General features: G+C 62.1%; 20 protein-coding genes. 11 read left to right on the forward strand and 9 right to left on the reverse strand.

Annotated features, from left to right (window positions below; genetic code table 11):
• Nucleotides 1–35: 35 nt before the first annotated feature.
• Complete coding sequence (betI, locus tag C6558_RS04620) at nt 36–626, reverse strand: transcriptional regulator BetI (protein WP_025426236.1); 591 nt, start codon at nt 624–626, stop codon at nt 36–38.
• 104 nt (nt 627–730) lie between these two features.
• Between betI and C6558_RS04625 the strand changes: the two genes are divergently transcribed.
• From C6558_RS04625 to C6558_RS04635, 3 genes are read left to right on the forward strand one after another with little or no spacing between them, the layout of a single operon-like run.
• Entirely contained in the window at nt 731–1,666 is a 936-nt protein-coding gene (locus C6558_RS04625) for a choline ABC transporter substrate-binding protein (RefSeq protein ID WP_025426237.1), read from the forward strand.
• A complete protein-coding gene (locus tag C6558_RS04630) occupies nt 1,666–2,523 on the forward strand; it encodes an alpha/beta fold hydrolase (RefSeq protein ID WP_025426238.1) in 858 nt (285 codons plus the stop codon). The genes C6558_RS04625 and C6558_RS04630 overlap by 1 nt, the downstream gene beginning before the upstream one ends.
• A gap of 32 nt (nt 2,524–2,555) precedes the next feature.
• Nucleotides 2,556–3,566: an NAD(P)H-quinone oxidoreductase gene (locus C6558_RS04635; protein ID WP_025426239.1), complete on the forward strand. Its 1,011-nt coding sequence runs from the start codon at nt 2,556–2,558 to the stop codon at nt 3,564–3,566.
• Between the two features lie 369 nt (nt 3,567–3,935).
• On the opposite strand, the gene C6558_RS04640 is transcribed toward C6558_RS04635, so the two are convergent.
• Nucleotides 3,936–4,673, reverse strand: a complete 738-nt coding sequence (locus C6558_RS04640) for a DUF3750 domain-containing protein (RefSeq protein WP_025426240.1) — start codon at nt 4,671–4,673, stop codon at nt 3,936–3,938.
• Nucleotides 4,674–4,745: 72 nt separating this feature from the next.
• Between C6558_RS04640 and C6558_RS04645 the strand changes: the two genes are divergently transcribed.
• Nucleotides 4,746–5,753 carry an asparaginase gene (locus tag C6558_RS04645; RefSeq protein ID WP_025426241.1) on the forward strand — a complete coding sequence of 336 codons (1,008 nt, stop codon included), beginning with the start codon at nt 4,746–4,748 and terminating at the stop codon, nt 5,751–5,753.
• Nucleotides 5,754–5,833: 80 nt separating this feature from the next.
• Here C6558_RS04645 and C6558_RS04650 read toward each other — a convergent pair whose 3' ends face one another.
• Nucleotides 5,834–6,586 carry a DeoR/GlpR family DNA-binding transcription regulator gene (locus C6558_RS04650; RefSeq protein WP_025426242.1) on the reverse strand — a complete coding sequence of 251 codons (753 nt, stop codon included), beginning with the start codon at nt 6,584–6,586 and terminating at the stop codon, nt 5,834–5,836.
• 92 nt (nt 6,587–6,678) lie between these two features.
• On the opposite strand from C6558_RS04650, the gene C6558_RS04655 reads away from it, so the two are divergent.
• Nucleotides 6,679–7,050, forward strand: coding sequence for a hypothetical protein (locus C6558_RS04655; protein WP_025426243.1), 372 nt, complete (start codon nt 6,679–6,681; stop codon nt 7,048–7,050).
• A 109-nt stretch (nt 7,051–7,159) separates the two neighbouring features.
• Here C6558_RS04655 and C6558_RS04660 read toward each other — a convergent pair whose 3' ends face one another.
• On the reverse strand, nt 7,160–7,891 hold the full coding sequence (locus C6558_RS04660; protein ID WP_025426244.1) for a DUF4198 domain-containing protein: 732 nt from the start codon (nt 7,889–7,891) through the stop codon (nt 7,160–7,162).
• Between the two features lie 138 nt (nt 7,892–8,029).
• On the opposite strand from C6558_RS04660, the gene C6558_RS04665 reads away from it, so the two are divergent.
• Nucleotides 8,030–8,650, forward strand: a complete 621-nt coding sequence (locus C6558_RS04665; RefSeq protein ID WP_025426245.1) for a glutathione S-transferase family protein — start codon at nt 8,030–8,032, stop codon at nt 8,648–8,650.
• A gap of 9 nt (nt 8,651–8,659) precedes the next feature.
• On the opposite strand, the gene C6558_RS04670 is transcribed toward C6558_RS04665, so the two are convergent.
• Nucleotides 8,660–9,076, reverse strand: coding sequence for a hypothetical protein (locus tag C6558_RS04670; protein ID WP_057211496.1), 417 nt, complete (start codon nt 9,074–9,076; stop codon nt 8,660–8,662).
• Nucleotides 9,077–9,201: 125 nt separating this feature from the next.
• On the reverse strand, nt 9,202–10,119 hold the full coding sequence (locus C6558_RS04675; protein WP_025426247.1) for a bestrophin family protein: 918 nt from the start codon (nt 10,117–10,119) through the stop codon (nt 9,202–9,204).
• 249 nt (nt 10,120–10,368) lie between these two features.
• Here C6558_RS04675 and C6558_RS04680 point away from each other — a divergent pair, with 249 nt between their 5' ends.
• Entirely contained in the window at nt 10,369–10,947 is a 579-nt protein-coding gene (locus tag C6558_RS04680) for a dihydrofolate reductase family protein (RefSeq protein WP_025426248.1), read from the forward strand.
• Between the two features lie 112 nt (nt 10,948–11,059).
• Here C6558_RS04680 and C6558_RS04685 read toward each other — a convergent pair whose 3' ends face one another.
• Nucleotides 11,060–11,446, reverse strand: a complete 387-nt coding sequence (locus C6558_RS04685) for an MmcQ/YjbR family DNA-binding protein (protein ID WP_051509197.1) — start codon at nt 11,444–11,446, stop codon at nt 11,060–11,062.
• The gene (locus C6558_RS04690) at nt 11,443–11,646 is read right to left on the reverse strand and encodes a hypothetical protein (RefSeq protein WP_057212448.1); all 204 of its coding nucleotides are present in this window, start codon (nt 11,644–11,646) and stop codon (nt 11,443–11,445) included. Before C6558_RS04690 ends, C6558_RS04685 begins: the two co-directional genes overlap by 4 nt.
• Before the next feature lie 90 nt (nt 11,647–11,736).
• Here C6558_RS04690 and C6558_RS04695 point away from each other — a divergent pair, with 90 nt between their 5' ends.
• On the forward strand, nt 11,737–12,678 hold the full coding sequence (locus C6558_RS04695) for a LysR substrate-binding domain-containing protein (protein ID WP_025426250.1): 942 nt from the start codon (nt 11,737–11,739) through the stop codon (nt 12,676–12,678).
• Nucleotides 12,679–12,714: 36 nt separating this feature from the next.
• On the opposite strand, the gene C6558_RS04700 is transcribed toward C6558_RS04695, so the two are convergent.
• Entirely contained in the window at nt 12,715–13,374 is a 660-nt protein-coding gene (locus C6558_RS04700) for a glutathione S-transferase family protein (protein ID WP_025426251.1), read from the reverse strand.
• 221 nt (nt 13,375–13,595) lie between these two features.
• Here C6558_RS04700 and C6558_RS04705 point away from each other — a divergent pair, with 221 nt between their 5' ends.
• From C6558_RS04705 to C6558_RS04715, 3 genes are all read left to right on the forward strand, one after another.
• Complete coding sequence (locus C6558_RS04705) at nt 13,596–13,949, forward strand: hypothetical protein (RefSeq protein WP_128090418.1); 354 nt, start codon at nt 13,596–13,598, stop codon at nt 13,947–13,949.
• 158 nt (nt 13,950–14,107) lie between these two features.
• Complete coding sequence (locus tag C6558_RS04710) at nt 14,108–15,484, forward strand: PepSY domain-containing protein (RefSeq protein ID WP_107026872.1); 1,377 nt, start codon at nt 14,108–14,110, stop codon at nt 15,482–15,484.
• Between the two features lie 169 nt (nt 15,485–15,653).
• The gene (locus C6558_RS04715; RefSeq protein ID WP_025426254.1) at nt 15,654–17,987 is read left to right on the forward strand and encodes an EAL domain-containing protein; all 2,334 of its coding nucleotides are present in this window, start codon (nt 15,654–15,656) and stop codon (nt 17,985–17,987) included.
• The last annotated feature ends 55 nt before the right edge of the window (nt 17,988–18,042 follow it).

Consider the following 18,042-nt stretch of genomic DNA (forward strand, 5'->3'; position numbering starts at 1 on the left):
ACGTTGCAGTCGGCAATGAGTGCCGCTGCGTCCATTTACGCCTGGGTTTTTGGCAGGCGATGGACCAGGTAGTCGCGCATCTGCGCAAGTGCCATGTCGCGTGTCAGCCCCCCTTCAGACTGCAGCCCGAGCCGCAGCCACAGCCCGTCGATCAACGATGTAATGGCAAGCGCCACATCTTCGCACTCGTTCGCAGGCAGGATGTGCGTCAGCGCCGACAGCAAGTTCGACCGCATCCTTGCGTGAATGATCTTCTGAATCCGCGCCAATTGCGGTTCGCGCGGCACTTCGGCGCAAAGCGATAGCCAGGCGTGGCAGACGGAAGGCTGGAAGAAGCGTTCCTCGAAATTGGCCTCAATGATCGCATCCATCCGCTCGAGCGGGGTACGTGCGCGATGCAGCCTCTCGACCACCGCTTCTTTCAAGGAAGCGTTCGCCTCGCGCATGGCATGCTCGAACAGTTCCTGCTTGCTGGCAAAATAATGCAGCACGATGCCCTTCGAGGCGCCGGCATGCGTCGCCACCTTTTCCAGGGTCGCCCCGGCCATTCCCTCTTTCTGCAGGACCTCAAAGGCCGCCCGCCGCAGCTCGCGGCGCCTGATCTCACTGATTTTCGTCAATCGCATGCGGTTTCTCCCAAGCGATTCTCACATTGACAATCTTTCCAGGAAGATCAATTGCTGACCCGTGGGTCAATTTGAAGTCCCGACGGACAATTGTGAGGATCGCGATGCTGCATTTGAAGAGCCTGATATTTGCCGCTGCTCTGTTGACGGCCACAAGTTCCGGCTTTGCCGGTGATCCGCAGGCATGCAAAAGCGTGCGGTTGGCGGAGCCCGGCTGGAATGACTTGGCCTTTACGACCGGCGTCGGGCTGAGCCTGCTGAAGGCGCTTGGATATGAGCCGGAAAGCAAGCTTCTCGGCATCGACGTCATCTATACGAGCCTGCGCAGCAAGGATCTCGACGTCTTTCTCGGCTACTGGGATCCGGCTATGGTCGCCTACTACAAGCCTTACCGGGAGGACGGTTCGGTCGAGACCGTGCGAACCAATCTTGAGGGGGCAAAATACACCTTTGCCGTTCCCGACTACGTCTGGGAAGCGGGCGTCAAGGATTTCTCGGATTTGAAACCCTTCTCCGACAAGTTCGAAAAGAAGATGTACGGCATCGAACCTGGCTCCAATCAACTGATGCTCGATGCCATCAAGGATCCAGATCTTGGTCTGGCAGACTGGGAAGTGGTCGAGTCGAGCGAGCAGGGCATGTTGTCCGAGGTGACGCGTCGGGTTCGTGACAAGGCCTTCATCGTATTCCAGGGCTGGGCGCCACATCCGATGAACACTGTATTTTCGATGAAGTACCTGACGGGTGGCGACAAGTTCTACGGTCCGAATTTTGGCGCGGCGACGGTGTCGACGCAGGTACGCAAGGGATACCTTCAGGAGTGCCCGAATGTCGCCCGCCTGTTGAACAATCTGGTTTTCGACGTCGATTTCGAGAACCGCGGCATGGGCTACCTGATGAATGACGGCCTGTCGCCCGATGAGGCAGGGGCTAAGTCGATCAAGGAAGAACCGCAGCGTCTGGAACCATGGCTCGCTGGCGTAACGACCTATGACGGGCAGCCGGGGCTGGCCGCGGTCAAAGCCGCGCTCGGTCTTTGATGGTGATCGATCAGCAGTCGTGGGCGGCCGCCAAGCGGCGAATAGAACTGCCCGGCGGCCAGCAGTTCACCTATGTCGATCACGGGCAGGGGCCGGTTCTCCTTCTCTTGCACGGCTACTCCGATACCAGCCGCAGTTTTTCCCTGATCGCGCCATCCTTAGGCGGATATCGCCTGATCATTCCAGATCTCGGCGGACACGGCGGTTCGATGCCCAGGGAAGGGATGTCGATTGCCGAACTCGCCCACGATGTCGATTGTCTGGCCGATCGCCTGGCCATTCACCAGTTTGTGCTTGTTGGTCATTCCATGGGAGCGATGATTGCTGTCGATATTGCCGCGCGCCGCCGGGAGGCGGTGCGTGCATTGATCCTGCTCTCGGGAAGCCTCAAGCCGGACTTTGGTCCGGGGACGGAGGTCGCCCGGGCGATACGCGGGCTCAAAGACCCGCTTGGTCCCGACGATGCCTTCTTCGACCGCTGGCATGCCTGCAGTCGGTCGGTCGACACGGCGTTCCTAAGGCATCTGCGCCGCGAAGCCGCAGCGATGCCGATGACGACTTGGCGAACGCTCCTTGATGCGCTCGCGGTGACGGATCTCAAATCGCGCGCGACTCATGTCAGAGCGCCGGTGCTGTGCATCGCCGGAGCACAGGATCCTCTTTTTGACATCGGGCATCGGCAGGTTCTTGCCGAGACCTTCGCCTCCGTGCGCTCCATCACGCTCGACGGCCATGGCCACAACCCGCATTGGGAGAGTCCTGCCGATGTCGCAGCGCTGATCCTCTCGTTTCTCGGCGATGAGGTCGGCCAACCCGGATCGACATCGGGCCTTTCCGCGACGCATGGGCGGCGCTAGGTATGACGCTTGAGAGTCCTTGAGGTAGAGCCATGTCCCTTCCAGTTGAAATGACCTTCGTTGATCTTCCGTCCCCGGGCGGGGCGGAAAATATGGTGCTGTCGAAGGGACCATTGCCGACGCTCAAGCCGGGCGACATTCTGGTGCGCGTCGAAGCGGCAGGCATCAACCGGCCTGATGTGCTCCAGCGCAAGGGCGACTATCCGCCGCCGCCCGGGGCGAGCCCCATTCTCGGGCTGGAGGTTGCCGGTGAAGTGGTGGCTCTCGGCGAGGGCGCGCAGGGTTTTTCGATCGGCGACAAGGTCTGCGCCCTGGCGAACGGCGGTGGTTACGCCGAGTATGCGGCCGTGCCGGCGACGCAGGCGCTTTCCTGGCCGAAAGGGTATGACGCGGTGAAAGCGGCAGCCTTGCCGGAAACTTTCTTCACTGTCTGGGCCAATGTCTTCGGCATGGCCGAGCTGAAAGCGGGGGAAACCATCCTCGTCCACGGCGGATCGAGCGGTATCGGCACGACGGCAATCCAGCTGGCAAAAGCATTGGGCGCCGAGGTCTTCGCCACCGCCGGCAATACTGAGAAGTGCCGGGCCTGCGAGGCGCTCGGCGCGAAACGGGCGATCAACTATCGCGACGAAGATTTCAAGTCGGTCGTGCTGGAGGAAACCGGCGGTCGCGGCGTAGACGTCATCCTCGACATGGTCGGCGGCCGCTATTTCGACCGCAATATTGGTACGCTTGCCAAGGATGGCCGGCTCTCGATCATCGCCTTTCTCGGCGGCGCCAAGGTCGAGGCCGCCAACATCGCCCCGATCCTGTCAAAGCGGCTGCATGTCATGGGTTCGGCGCTCCGCCCGCGAACGGCGGCAGAGAAACAGGCGATCCGCGACGGCCTGCTGGCAACCGCCTGGCCATTGCTCGAAGCGGGCAGCGTCGCACCGGTCATCCACGCGGTGCTGCCATTCGAACAGGTGGCGGACGGACACCGGATGATGGAAGAGGGCGACCACATCGGCAAGATCGTCATGACCATGCGAACCTCGTCATGACCGCGCGAAGTTCGTCGTGACCATGCGAAACGCATCATAACCTAGCTTGAGTTACGACCTTCGTCGGCCTTGCAATCCCGGGAAATTCACCTACCTTGAAATTATCGCTAACGAACAGAAAGGAAGGTGATCCAATGTCTAATGAGATTTCGGTCGTCGTGACAGGCATGGGAGAGGTGAACACGTCGAGGCGAACTTCGGCCTGATTCCCGCCTTCCTTCGGGTCCTAAGCCCGGGCCAGCCACTTGGCCAAAACTCATGGAAGGGTCGCCTCGCGCGGCCCTTTTCCATTTCTAGCCCGCCATGCAATTTCCCATCCCGATCTTCAGATGCATTCTGCGCCGGCGTGCGCGTGCGCCTGCGATGTCGTCAAATACCGAAACGCCCGACCGCCGGGATCTTGATGCCCGGTTTGGCAATGTCGAAACCGGCGACGAGGCCGAAGAAATGCAGCTCCAGGCCGCTGCGCACCCCCGCCGAAATGCCTGCGAGGCCATAGAGCGTCGCATGCAGGTCGCGGCTATCGGCGTCGATCTGGAACAGTTTCCCCTCCGGCAGGTAGTCGCGCCCGACAGCATCTGGCGGCAACACCGCATTGAGTTCGGGGACCGAGCGCAGCACATGGGCAACGAAGGTGTTTGAGTTCGGCCCCGGCCAGATCCGGTAGCCGCCGGCCGATGAATAGGGGTAGGCAGCGATTGCCGCTTCGATCTTCGGGATCAGCCTGCTCGCCTCGACGCCGCTGGCGGTCGCAACCAATCGCGGCTCGTTCGAATACCAACGGGCGTCCGCCTGATAGGCGTTCCTGCGGATCGGCTTGCCCCAGCCGACCTTGTCGTAGCGATTATAGGCCTGGGCGCCCTGTTGCTTGGTGACGATCCAGGCGTGGCTGGCGACCGCTCCCTTCATGCCGCCCGTCGTGGCGGAGAAGATATAGACCGCCGCATCCGGGCTTTGCGCCGGCTTCGGCAGGATGCCCGCCGAAGACCAATCGGCATGGCGCCAACTCTGCGGTCGCTCCTTCATATACCACCATCCGGCCGACGCTAGAGCCGGCAGAAGGTAGATGACCAGAAAGACGGCGACGAGCCTGCGGATGAATTTCATGAAAGCGCCGGTTTCCTGTTGTCCGATTCCTGCTAAATGCATGCACTAATCTAGGAAATTTGAGGGCAAGACATGTCGAATCCCGTTCTCGTCGAAGTCACGCGCGGCAATCTGGTCGAAAGCCGTCACCGCGGCCTGGTCATCGCTGTCGATAGCGAAGGCCGTACGGTCTTTTCGCTGGGCGATACCGAGAGCGGCGTGTTCCCGCGATCGGCCTGCAAGGCAATGCAGGCGCTGCCGTTGATGGAAAGCGGCGCTGCTGACGCTTACGGCTTCGGCAACAAGGAACTGGCGCTCGCCTGCTCCTCGCATTCGGGCGAGCCGGAGCATGTCGCGCTTGCCACGAAGATGCTGGCTGCTGCCGGCCGCGACGTGTCGGCGCTCGAATGCGGCGCCCACTGGTCGTCTGACCAGAAGACGCTGATCGGCCAGGCGCGCTCGATGGAGGCGCCGAGCGCGCTTCACAACAATTGCTCCGGCAAGCATTCCGGCTTCATCTGCGCCTGCTGCCATTCAGGCACTGAAGTGAAGGGCTATGTCGGCTATGATCACCCGCTGCAGCAGGAAATCCGTGGCGCCATGGAAAACCTCACCGGCGCGATCCTCGGCCGCGACAATTGCGGCGTTGACGGCTGCTCGATCCCGACCTATGCGGTGCCGCTGAAGGGGCTGGCGCACGGTTTTGCCAAAATGGCGACTGGCGTCGGTCTCGCGCCCGAACGCGCGCGCGCATCGAAGCGGCTGATCGAAGCCTGCATGGCCGAGCCTTTCTACGTCGCCGGCACGAAGCGCGGCTGCACGCGGCTGATGGAAACGGCACCGGGCCGGATCTTCGCGAAAACCGGCGCCGAAGGTGTGTTCTGCGCGGCGATCCCGGAAAAGGGCATCGCCATCGCCGTCAAATGCGGGGATGGTGCCACCCGTGCTGCCGAGGCGATGGTCACCGCTACGCTTGCTCGCTTCTTTCGGGGCGAGCCTGACGTGCACGCGGCACTGATGGCGCAGGCCAACCACACCATGAAGAACTGGAACGGCATCCCGGTCGGTGACGTCAGGGTGACGGACGCCTTCGCCGCCTGATGTCGATCGGAATGACGCGCGCGCAGGAATCCCGGCCGCGCGTTGTTGCACACGCCCCGTAGCGACCAGTACTCCGCGTCTCACGCCGACAGAAGCGCCATGCCCTTGTCGCGATAGGGGCCGAGAGCATCATCGTTCATATCTTCCGGCACGATCAGGCCGGCAATGTCTTCGGCGTTGGCGACGTGGTGCGGCGAAGCGGCATCGAACTTTTCGGCTGTCGCGATGACGAAGGTGTCGGCGGCTTGGCCAAGAATGGCGCGCTTGACGGCGGCCTCCTCGTAATCGCCGGTCGAAAACCCATGAACCGGATGGATCGCGGTGACGCCCAGGAAAAAGATGTCGACACGGATAGCGGTAATGGCCGCCAGGGCGGCCGCACCCGTTGCCACCATGGAGTGCTTGTAAAGCCTGCCGCCGATAAGGATCACATCCGCCTCATGTCTCTCCAGCTCCGCCGCAATGGTCGGGCTGTGCGTGATGATCGTCAGCCGCATCTCGCGCGGAAGCGCTCTGGCGATTTCGGCGTTGCTTGTGCCGCCATCGAGAAAGATCGTTTGCCTCGGTGCGACGAGCCCGGCTGCCTTGCGTCCGAGCCGGCGTTTGACGTTGCCAGCAATTTCCTGGCGTGTGGCAAAGTCCGGTAGGGCAGGTGTCAGCGGCAGCGCACCGCCATGCACCCGCTTCAGCAGCCCTTCGGCCGCCATTTCCCGGAGGTCACGGCGGATCGTATCTTCGGAAAGTTGCAATTCATCCGCCAGGCGCTTGGCGACGATCTCGCCATCGCGGCTTAGCCGCGCCGAGATCAACGCTCGTCTCTGTGTGGTCAGCATCATTTCGCTCCTTGACTCTTCACGATATTACACGAAATATCATGAATATTCCAGAGTTATCTGGGTGTATCGTGCAAAGTAAGGAAAAAATCATGTTGATCTTGATTGCGGGTCCCTATCGCTCGGGTACGGGCGACGATCCGGCCAAGATGGCGGAAAATTTGAAGCGTCTGGAGGAACCGTCCTATGCCCTCTTCAGGGCGGGCCATGTGCCTGTTATCGGGGAGTGGGTGGCGCTGCCGGTCTGGCATGCCGCCGGCGGCGCCAGCATCGGTGACGACCTCTACGAGGAGATCTTTCATCCCGTCGCCGGGCGCCTGCTGGCGCTTTGCGATGCCGTGCTGCGTCTGCCGGGCGACAGCAAGGGGGCGGACAATGATGTCCGCATTGCCCGGGAGCGCGGCATTCCGGTCTATTACAACCTCGAAGATGTGCCCGGCTGCAGCGAAGCGCAGGTCGCCTGAGCGACAGCAGCCCCGGCGGGTATAGCTCGCCGGGGCTGCGGATTGGTGCCGGGCATGCCGCGACGCGTGCCTTGTCGCACTTGCGCCGGCTACCCGGAAAGGCGTGGACTTATTCGTGCACGTGCGGCTCGGCGACGAAGGTCAGCGTTGCCGTCAGCCCCTTCTTGTCGGCGGCGGTATCCGCTTCGAGCGGAATTGCGTGGCTGACGGCGAGAATGTTGACGCCGGCATTGCGCAACGTCACTTCGGTTTCGCCCTTCGCGTCCGTTTTTTCGGAGACGAGCTCCGGAAGTCCGGCGTAGTCGACGGTGATTTCCTTGCCTTCGAGCGGCTTTCCATCAAGCAGCAGGCGGACGCGAAATTTTTCGCCGGGCTTCAGCCCGATCGGATTGTCGAGCGGCACGATCTGCAGTGGCTGGGCCGGGAAGGCCGGCATGTCGCCATGCACATGCACAAGCGCGATACTGTATTTCACCGAGTGGCTCGCCTGTTTGGCGCCTGGTACCTCGCTCTTCGGCTTGTTCACCCATTTGCCGTCAGCACCCTGGCTCCAGTAGCCGTTGTCGAATTCGAGCGCGAGCAGGGCCGGTTCGCCGTCGAGCTTCAGCAGGGCATGGGTGCCGGCCGGCTCGATGGTGACCGGCAATGCCGTGCCATCCTCGCCGAGGGCAGAAACGGATTTCACCTTGGCCGGATCATAGGCTTCGTCGGCGGGGCCGTGGCCGTAGATCACCGCAAGGTCGCCCCAGCGCTCGCCGATCCAGGCGCCATGCGCAAATGCCGGCGTGGCTGCGGTGGCCAGCAGACCGGCGGCAAGCAGGGAGGAAATCAAGGTCTTCATGAGTGACTCCGAAATTATGTTATAACGTTACGTTCACGTTGTATTGAAGTCATGTTCGGCTTGTCAACCGAGGAGACTTCATTTCTTCTGCGGCCCGAAGGCGGCGCCAGGGTCGCCTTGATTAGCAAGGAGAGTAACGTGCTGAAATTGTTTTACACCCCGGGAACCTGCTCGCTGGCCTCGCACATCGCGCTGGAAGAGACTGGCATCGATTACACGGCCGCGCCGGTCGATTTTTCCAAGGCGGAACAGACCAAGCCCGACTATCTCGCGATCAACCCGAAGGGGCGTGTCCCCGCGCTCGTCACCGATCGCGGCACAATTACCGAGACCCCGGCGATCCTCACCTACATTGCCCAAAGCGCTCCGCAAGCGAAGCTGGCACCGCTCGACGATGCCTTCGAGTTTGCACGGATCCAATCCTTCCTGAGCTATCTCTGCTCGACCGTGCATGTCGCCCATGCCCACGGCCGGCGTGGCTCGCGCTGGGCCGACGACCCGGCGGCGCATGAGGCGATGAGGGCCAAGGTTGCTTCGAATATGACGGATTGTTTCGAGCTGATCGAAACCAGGATGCTCGCCGGTCCCTTCGTCACCGGCGACACCTACTCGATCGCCGACCCCTACCTGTTCACGATCGCTGGCTGGCTCGAGCCGGATGGCGTCGACCCGACACGCTTCCCGAAGATTTTGGACCACCGCAACCGCATGACGCAGCGGCCGGCAGTCGCCCGGGTTCTCGCGGTTCTGAAGGGTTAAGGATCGGGGCTAACGGCCAGCGAGTCTCTCGGGCAGGTCGAGCGGGGGTTCGTCTGCCCAGGCGACGAATTCCCCGTAGCTGATCTGATCGTCGATAATGGCGCGGACGAACAGGCGGCAATAGGCTGCCGGAATCTCTGCCAGCCGCACGTCAAAATGGGACCCCAGCTTCGCCAGGTCGACATTGGCGATCCGGCCTTCGGCAATTCGCTTTTCCATCCCAAGCCTGCACCCGGTCACTGCACGGGAAAAGGCGTGGCGTTCTTCGCGAAGAGCACGTTTCCTCTGCTGCCATTCCTCGACCGTAAGGTTGTCAGCGCTGGAGGCACGGCCGAATTCGGCCACCCTGAAGTTCATCACAAGCATGAGAACAACGACAAGGCCGAGGCTTACGATGAGTCCGTTCAATGCCTTGCTGAGCCGCATTCGAAACCTTCGCTTTCAGGACACCCTGCATAGCAAATAGAAAACAAAGCTGGAAGCTGCAATGAGTTATCATGGCTATCCTGGCGTGTGTTGCCACAAGCCTGCGGTCCTTGGAAATCTGTCGGCTACATCAACATGTAATCCTTCGGTTGCGGCAATTCGGGCAGGTCGGTTTCTCCAAGCGCCTCGCGCAGATTGATCTCGATCGTATCGGCAAGCGCCACGATCGGCAGGTCGTTCGGCAGCGTGCCGAACGGCTCCTCCAGTTCATCGCCAAGCGCGTCGAGACCGAAGAAGGTGTAGGCGACGAGTGCCGTTACGAACGGCGTCGCCCACCCGAGCGCATCGGCAAATCCGAAGGGCAGGAGGAAGCAGAAGAGATAGGCGGTGCGGTGCAGAAGCAACGTGTAGCCGAAGGGAACCGGCGTGTTGCGGATGCGCTCGCAGGCGGCAAGCACGGCCGACATGCGTCCGACCGTGCCGTCCAGCATCATGTACTGAATGTCGCTGATCCTCTCAGTGGCACGCAGGCTGGCAAGCAGGCCGCCGATCTCGCGCAGCAGCAGGTCCGGGGCATTGCGGCTTGCCTTGTAGGTAGGCAGGAGATCCGCTGGCAGCCTCCGCAACGCCTTGTCGGGCTTGCTGCCCGGCCGCAGGTGGCAGACCAGCGTCTGCGCAAAGATGATCACCAGATTGAGCAAACGTGCCCGCGCGCCGTCCGCGTCACCTGCTTCGAGGATCAGTGTCTGGCGGGCAAAGTCACGCGAGACGAAAATCAGCTGCCCCCAATCCTTGCGGGCCTCCCACCAGCGGTCGTAGCAGGCATTGTTGCGAAAGCCGAGAAACACCGAAAGGGCGATGCCCAAAAGCGCGAACGGTCCGCTGTTGACGCTCGGCACCATCGTCGGGAAGGCCTGGTGCGACCAGACGACGCCGGCTGACAGGGCAAAGACGAACAGCACCTGCGGGAAGATCCGCTGGATGACCGAGCCGCGCAGAATGAAGAAGAGCTTGGGGAGGCTGGGGCGGTCGCGAACGATCATCGACGGGTACCTGTGCGGCAAGGATTTAGCATCGGTACAGGCGGGACACGAAAATTGGAAGAGCGCGCGATGTTGTCAGCGCCCGCATCCGTGCCTTGCCATGACCAGCAATGTAAATTGGCGATCTTCCCGCTGCCGTCCTTTTCGCCGCCTGCACCGCGGCACCAGTCTCCAACGATATTTCAGGCACCCTGTCGGCACGCGGGCGTCCCGCTCGTCCTTGATGAGAGCATCGAAGAGGAGACGAAAATGCGCAAGGTTGTTGCCGGCATGCAAATGTCCATCGATGGCAAGATCGATGGTCCCGATGGCTATGCCGATTGGGTCGAGTCCTGGTCGGATACCTTTGATCTCTTGCCCGAAATCGATGCCTGCGTGCTCGGAAGCGGCATGTATTCGGGCTACGAACAATATTGGAGCGCGATCAAGGCCGACCCGCACAGCCCGCTCGAATTGAGCGGAAACCTGCCGACACCAGAGGAAATCGAATACGCCGACTTCGCCCTGAACACGCCGCATTATGTGCTGTCCAACACGCTCGACGGCGTGCGCTGGGCGAACACGACGGTGCTGCGCGACGCAGCGGATGTTGACGCTTTGCGGCAACGGTCGGGCAAGACCATCTATGTGGTCGGTGGCGCGCAGACGGTTTCCGGCCTGCTCGACAGGGGCGTGATCGATGAGTTGCGCCTGACGATCCATCCGCTGGTGGTGGGGGAGGGCAAGGCGCTGTTTGCAACGATCGCGCAACGGCATCGCCTGCAGCTCAACGAGGCGAAGTCGCGCCCGGACGGCACTGTCAGCCTCGTTTATGCCGTCGGCGATTGAGCGATCCGGCTGGCTTGGGTTCAAAGGCAGGGAGCTAACGGCGTGGCATAGCAGGTATTTGTCGGGTAACGGCCCGGTGATCCGCCAGGCCCACGCGACGAGGAATGTCGAGTTAGGCCGGAAAGTCGGCTGACAGTTTCCGCGGCGCCTTCTCGCGCCAGGCGGCGATCAGCCTCTGTGTCAGGCTCGCGTCGTCGATCGCTCCAAGACGCACCAGCATCGCCGGCCATCCCTTGTAGTGATCGGTTTCGAAGAAGAGTGACGGATCGAGTTCCAGCAGCATTTCTTTTTCTTCGAGCGCGCACATGACCACCAGGGTGTCGGCGTCCTTCATGCGCGCAAAGCTCTTGCCTTTTACCAAGAGAGCGGGCGTGCCATAGGAGGTGCCGAGCGACACCTCCGGCAGGCCAGAGGCTTCGGCCAGCGTCACGACGCGGGCAAAAGGACCGTCGAGGTCTTCGCTCGGGCGGCCATTATGCGCGGCCGGAGGGTGGCTCATCGCCTGGCCGCCGAGGCGCAATCGCAATTGCCGGTCCGCGGCCAGGGCCAGCCCGGGAAGGGCAGGTCGCCGAGTTCGCGCCCGTCCATTCGTTCGAGATCGGGATGTTGCAATGGGTCGCGTGCCCAGGAGAGCGAGGCGTCCTGTCGGGTGTCGGTAAGAGATCGGGTCGGTTTCAACAGGGAGAAAATCTTCAGCATGGCGGGCCATCCTTTCGATGCTTCAGAGCATCTGCCTGTTTGACCACGATTTCAATTGAGATTGCCAAAGGGTAGGTTTAGAAAAACTATATGAAAGAATTGAATGCTATTCACCTGAACGGCTTGCGTGCGGTCGAGGCGGCCGGTCGCCTTGGCTCGCTGGCAGCAGCAGCCGAGGAATTGGGGGTGACCCCCGGCGCGGTCAGCCAGCAGATCGCCAAATCCGAGGCGCAGCTCGGCCGCATCCTGTTCGAGCGCACATCGCGTGGGCTGGTGGCCACGGATTTCGGCCGGCTGTTCCTGGCGCGGCTGAGCAATGCTTTCGGCGAGTTGGCTGAGGCGGTTGCCTCGGCGCGGCGGCGGGACGAATCGGTGCTGACAATCTCGGTCGCGCCGGTCTTTGCCGCGCGCTGGCTGGTCTACCGGCTCAATCGTTTCGCCGAGCGCCATCCTGATATCAGGCTGCGCATCGACGCGACGACCAGGCTCGTTAATCTCGATACATCGGATGTCGATGTCGGAATTCGTGTTGGTGAGGGTCGCTGGCCGGGGGTCAAATCGGAGCTGTTGCTGGAGCAGGAGGTTTTCCCGGTCTGCTCGCCGGCGATGGCTGAAAACCTGCGCGAGCCTGCAGATATTCTAAAGATGCCGGCGGTTATCGACGGCCATTCGATGTTTACCTGGGAGGTCTGGCTGCGCGAGGTCGGGCTTTCCGGTGCCGAATTGGGCGTGCGCCATACCTTCAACGAGGCATCGCTCGTGCTCGATGCCGCGATTGCCGGCCAAGGCGTGATGCTCGCCTGGCAGACGCTTGCCGGTTTCGCCGTGACCGAGGGCAGTCTCGTCGTTCCCTACGGTATCCGCGCGCGTACCGGCTACGGCCACTACTTCGTCAGCTCGCCCTCAAGGCGGGAGAGCAAGGCCACCACGGCGTTCAAACGTTGGGTGCGCGACGAGGTCGAAGAGGGCATGCGACTGCTCGACCTCAAGGCGCCACGCACCCGTTTCAAGCCACCGTCTGCGAGTGACTAATGTCGCTTCGCCGGCGTGGCGTTCGATGGCAGAAGCCTATTCGGCTTCCTTTGACCGAACCTCCATCATCGCCTTGAAAGCCGGACGAGACTGGCAGCGCGCCAGCCACGCCTTGACCTTGGGATGCCCGTCGAACAGTTCCGTCTGGCTCATGGCGTAGCGGAACACTTCCGCGAGGTTGAGGTCGGCGACGGTGAAGCGGTCGCCGACGATATGGTCCCGGCCATCGAGATGGCTTTCGAGATAGGCAAAGGCCTTGCCCAATGCGGTGACAGCCGCGCTGACCTTGGCTTTGCCCTCATCGGTGTTCTCGGTGCCGGCATCGTAGGTGAGAATGATGCGAACGGCGTGCGGCTCGACTTCGGTGGCCGCCCACATCGTCCAATTGCCGATCAGTCCTTCTTCCCGGACGTCGATGGGCGCAAGCGGCCCGCCATATTTGCGGGCGAGGTAGAGATTGTTGGCAAGCGATTCCGTCAGCACAAGGCCATCGTCGTCGATCGCCGGGATCAAGCCCATCGGATTGACGGCGAGAAACTCCGCCGACTTGGTGTTAACAGGCGCATCGTCCGCCAGCGGATCGGCCAGCCTATAGGCCTGCTTAACAGGTACGGATTTGAAGGGAATGCCGAGTTCTCCCGCCATCCAGTAATTGCGCGATGCGCGCGAGCGATAGACGCCATAGATCGTCAGCATGTCCGGTCTCCTCCTGTCATTTGCATACCCTTGTCATAGGCAATCGCGGACCGCGCAAGAAGCGGCGGGCGTTGATATCTCGCATGAAATCTTTTGCTGAACGACCGGTGCGGCGGTAAGGCCGCTTGTCTTTCAGACCTTCGCACACTAGCAATCCCAGCATCGATATGGGGGCTTGATTGGCGCGACCGCGGCGAGAGTGGATGAGGATGGACGCGGCAGTGCGCATTTTCTGCGCGCTGGTGTTCATCGTTTCCGCCCTGGTGCAACTGCCAGCGGGCGCCGCCATGCGGGCTGCACCGGATATGGCAGCCTATGTTCTGCCCGACGGCTCGCTTCCCGACCTCTGCCTGGCCGGCCATGACGATCCGGATGGCAAGGGCGGCACGAAAGCGCATGCATGCCAGTCCTGCTGTCTCGCCGCGCCGGTGCTTCTGCCCACGCCTCAGGCGTTTCACGCCAAGACCGCGCCTACGTTCCTGGCGCTCTCTTCGCCAGCAGCCAAGCTTTTGCTCGCTCGTCCGGTGCTGCTGGCTGGCTCCGGGCCTCGCGCGCCCCCACCGTTTTCCGCCTGATCTGCCTCTGAAGGGTTGAGTGCCAGCACGCGCACTGTCGACGAGGGGTTCTCGGTCGACGCGTTCGCTCCAGCGGCTGGCGCAACCACCACATCCAGACTTCAAGCAAGGGTAAGCCGCCAGCTGGTCATCGCTGGGCTTTTCCCGGGGGGACACCCATGACGACTGCATCTCTTTCCGGCGCCGCGCGACTGCCCGATGTCGCCGAGCGCGGCATTTCGCTCTACCGCGCGATCTGGCGCTGGCACTTCTTCGCCGGCCTTCTGGTCATTCCATTCATGATCAGCCTTGCCGTGACCGGCGGGCTCTATCTCTTCAACGACGAGATCGACGACACGTTCTTTGCCTATCGCAATATCGTTGCGGTGGGGGAGACGCCGCTGCCGCCCTCGGCGATCGTCGCCAACGCCGTCGAGGCGGTGCCGGGCAGCACGGCAGTTGCCTATCGCACGCCGGCCGGTGCCGATCGGTCGGCACGCGTGACGGTGGGCGTAGGCGCAGGGCGCCTGATGGTCTATGTCGATCCCTATACTGCCGGCATACTCGACATGGTCGCCCCGAGCGACGAGTTCAACCAGGTGGTCGAAGACCTGCACAGCCTCGACTTTTTCGGCAAACGTGTCGAAACGATCATCGAGATTGTCGCGGGTTTTGCGCTGCTGCTCGTCGTCACCGGCATTTATCTCTGGTGGCCACGGCAGCAGACCGGCGGTGTGATCACCGTCCGCGGCACACCGGGGCGACGGGTGTTCTGGCGCGACATGCATGCGGTCACGGGCATCGCCTCGGCGCTGCTCATCGTCTTTCTCGCCTTTTCCGGTCTGCTCTGGTCCGGTTACTGGGGCTCGACCGTCAACGGCAAGCTGACGGCGGCTGGTCTGGGCTACCCGGCCGGGCTCTGGGACGATGTCCCGACCTCGACGAAGGTGTCGACCGACGTGCTCTCCAAGGCCGGCTGGCTGGTGGAGAACGCGCCGGTCCCGATGTCGGCGGCCGGCGGCGGCTCAGTCCCGTCCATCGGGCTCGACAGGGCCGTCGCGATTGCCGACAAGGCCGGCATGCTGCCTGGCTATGAACTGGCCATTCCCGCCGACGAGACCGGTGTCTACACCGCGGCGATTTTTCCCGCCGATCTCGCCCGCGAACGCACGATGCACATCGATCAATATTCCGGCGAGCCGCTGGTCGACATCGCCTTTGGCCAGTACCCGCCACTCGGCAAGGCGATCGAATGGAGCATCAACGTTCACAAGGGCCAGGAATGGGGGCTGTTCAACCAGCTGCTGATGCTTGCGACCTGCCTGGCGATCATATTCGTGTCGGTTTCGGCGGTTGTGATGTGGTGGAAACGGCGCCCGGCCGGGCGCATCGGCGTGCCGCCGATGCCGCCGCGGCGTAGTATCTATGCCGGATTGTGGTTGCTGGCGCTACTGTTCGGGCTGGCCTTTCCGCTGACCGGCATTGCGATCATCGTAATGATCGTTGCGGACCAGGCACTGATGCTGGTTCCGCCATTGCGCAGGGTTCTGTCCTGATTTGGCATGGGGCGGCTCGCGCCGCCCCATCTTTCCGGCTATATTGAGCACCGAAATGCAACCTCTGCACGATTTTCCTTGTCTTATTTAGGGACGGCTAACCTTTGGCCGCCTATCGTTGGTTGGGGAAGTCAGACCGATCTCGACATTGTGCTTCCGGAGGCCTTGCTTGGCGAAGAACACGTCCCGCAATCCGCGTTATGCGGCCCTCAATGTGGGCGGCAACGAGGATACGCGCTGCCTGATCGATGCGAGCAATCGTCTGGCCGATGAGATGAGCCGGATATTTCCTTCCGACCCTGACATTGCCGACCGGCATTACTGGTTGGAAACGATCATCAACCACGTGCCCGACTATATCTATGCCAAGGATACCGAGGGCCGGTTCCTCATCGCCAACCAGGTCACTATCGAAGACAACGGACTGGAATCGCTTCGCGACATCATCGGCAAGACCGATTTCGACCTGCATCCGCCACATCTGGCCGAGATCATCGCCACTGTCGAGCGCCGGGTGATCGAGACGGGAGAGCCGATCTTCGGCATCGAAGAGCGTGCGATGGTGACCAAGGGTCGCGATCGCTGGCTGATGACGTCCAAGGTGCCGTTGCGCAACAAGCGCGGCAAGATCGTCGGCATCGTCGGCGTGTCACGCGATATCTCCGACCGCAAGGCGGCAGAACGTTTGCTGGAGGGCCAGGCGCATCTTCTGGAGATGATCGCCAACGGCCGGCCGCTCGAAGAATTTTTCCGCGAACTGATCCTGCTGATCGAGGCGCTGGTGCCGCGGATCCGCGGCTCGATCCTGCTGCTATCGGCCGATGGCCGTCACCTGCTGCATGGTGCCGCGCCGAGCCTGGACGAAACCTATTGTGGCCTGATCCATGGTCTCGAGATCGGCCCGAAAGCGGGCTCCTGCGGCACGGCCGCCTGGCGCGGCGAGCAGGTGATCGTTGCGGATATTCATAGCGACCCGCTCTGGGAGGATTGCAAGGAGGTCGTCACGCCCTACGGCTTCCATGCCTGCTGGTCGACACCGATCCATTCTCGCGATCGGAAGGTGCTCGGCACCTTTGCCCTCTATTCGGAAACCGTGTGCGTTCCCGACGAACCCCAGAAGGAGCTGATCGCCATGGCAGCCCATCTGGCGGGCATCGCGATCGAGCGCAAGCAGGCCGAAGACCGCATCAGCTTCATGGCTCACCACGATGCGTTGACCGGTTTGCCGAACCGGGCGCTGTTCGAAGAGCAGGTCGCCGAAGCCCTGGAAGCGTTGCGCGGAACGAGGCAATGGGCGGTCCTCGCCTTCCTCGATCTCGACAACTTCAAGCTCGTCAACGACACGCTGGGTCATGCGGCGGGTGACGAGTTGCTCAAGGTGACCGCCACGCGCATGCGCGCATCGGTGCGCAAATCCGATATGGTCGTGCGCGTCGGTGGCGATGAATTCATCCTTCTTCTGAACGGCCTGCCCTGCGAGCGCGATGTCGTGCTCGCACGCCTTGAGGATATTCGGGCGGCTATTGCTGCGCCCATGCAGATCAACGGCCGCAGCCTGCAGATATCCTGCAGCATGGGCGTTGCCTGTTTCCCCAACCAGGGCAAGACGGTCGGCGAGCTGCTCGCCAATGCCGACATGGCGATGTACCGCGCCAAGGAGCTCGGCCGCAACAATCTGCAGGTTTTCACCGAGGAGATGGCCGACAAGGCCCACGAAAAGCTGTTGAAGCAGGCGGAGTTGCGCCAGGCGATCGCGGGGCAAGAATTCCTGCTGCATTTCCAGCCGCAAGTGAATATCGAGAGCGGCCGGGTCTTTGCCGCCGAAGCGCTGCTTCGCTGGCGGCATCCCGAGCGTGGCATGATTTCGCCGGGCGATTTCATTCCGCTGGCCGAAGAGACCGGACTGATCGTGCCGATCGGCGATTGGGTGCTGCGCGCCGCCTGCCGTCAGTGCAAGGCGTGGCACGAGGCCGGGCTGCCGTTGCTGATCGTCAGCGTCAACGTTTCCGCACGCCAGTTCCGCGAGCGAAACTGGGCGGCGCATGTCGCCGCCGTTCTCGCCGAGACCGGGCTGGAGCCGCGGTTTCTCGAGCTGGAATTGACCGAGAGCCTGATCATGCAGGACGTGCCGGGCGCATTGGCGACCATGCACGAACTGAAGGCGATCGGCGTGCATCTGGCGATCGACGATTTCGGCACGGGATATTCGAGCCTTAGCGCATTGAAGCGGTTTCCCGTCCGTCGCCTGAAGATCGACCGATCCTTCGTCGAGGATATCCCTGGTGATGTCGACGACAGGGCCATCACCGCGGCGATCATATCGCTCGCACAAAATCTCGGGCTGCGGGTGATCGCCGAAGGGGTCGAAACCCAGGCGCAGGTGGAGTTCCTGCGCCATAGCGGTTGCGACGAGATCCAGGGCTATTTTTTCAGCCGCCCGCTTGCATCAGCGGATTTTGAGGCGCTGTTGCGCCAGCCCGGCTTGAACGCCGACGGCATTTGAGCCACGCCGGCGTAACGCCGAAAAAGCTGTCGGAAACGTGATCCGACGTTTACCG

The organism is Ensifer sp. NM-2 (assembly GCF_003024455.1).
Lineage (GTDB): Bacteria > Pseudomonadota > Alphaproteobacteria > Rhizobiales > Rhizobiaceae > Ensifer > Ensifer canadensis.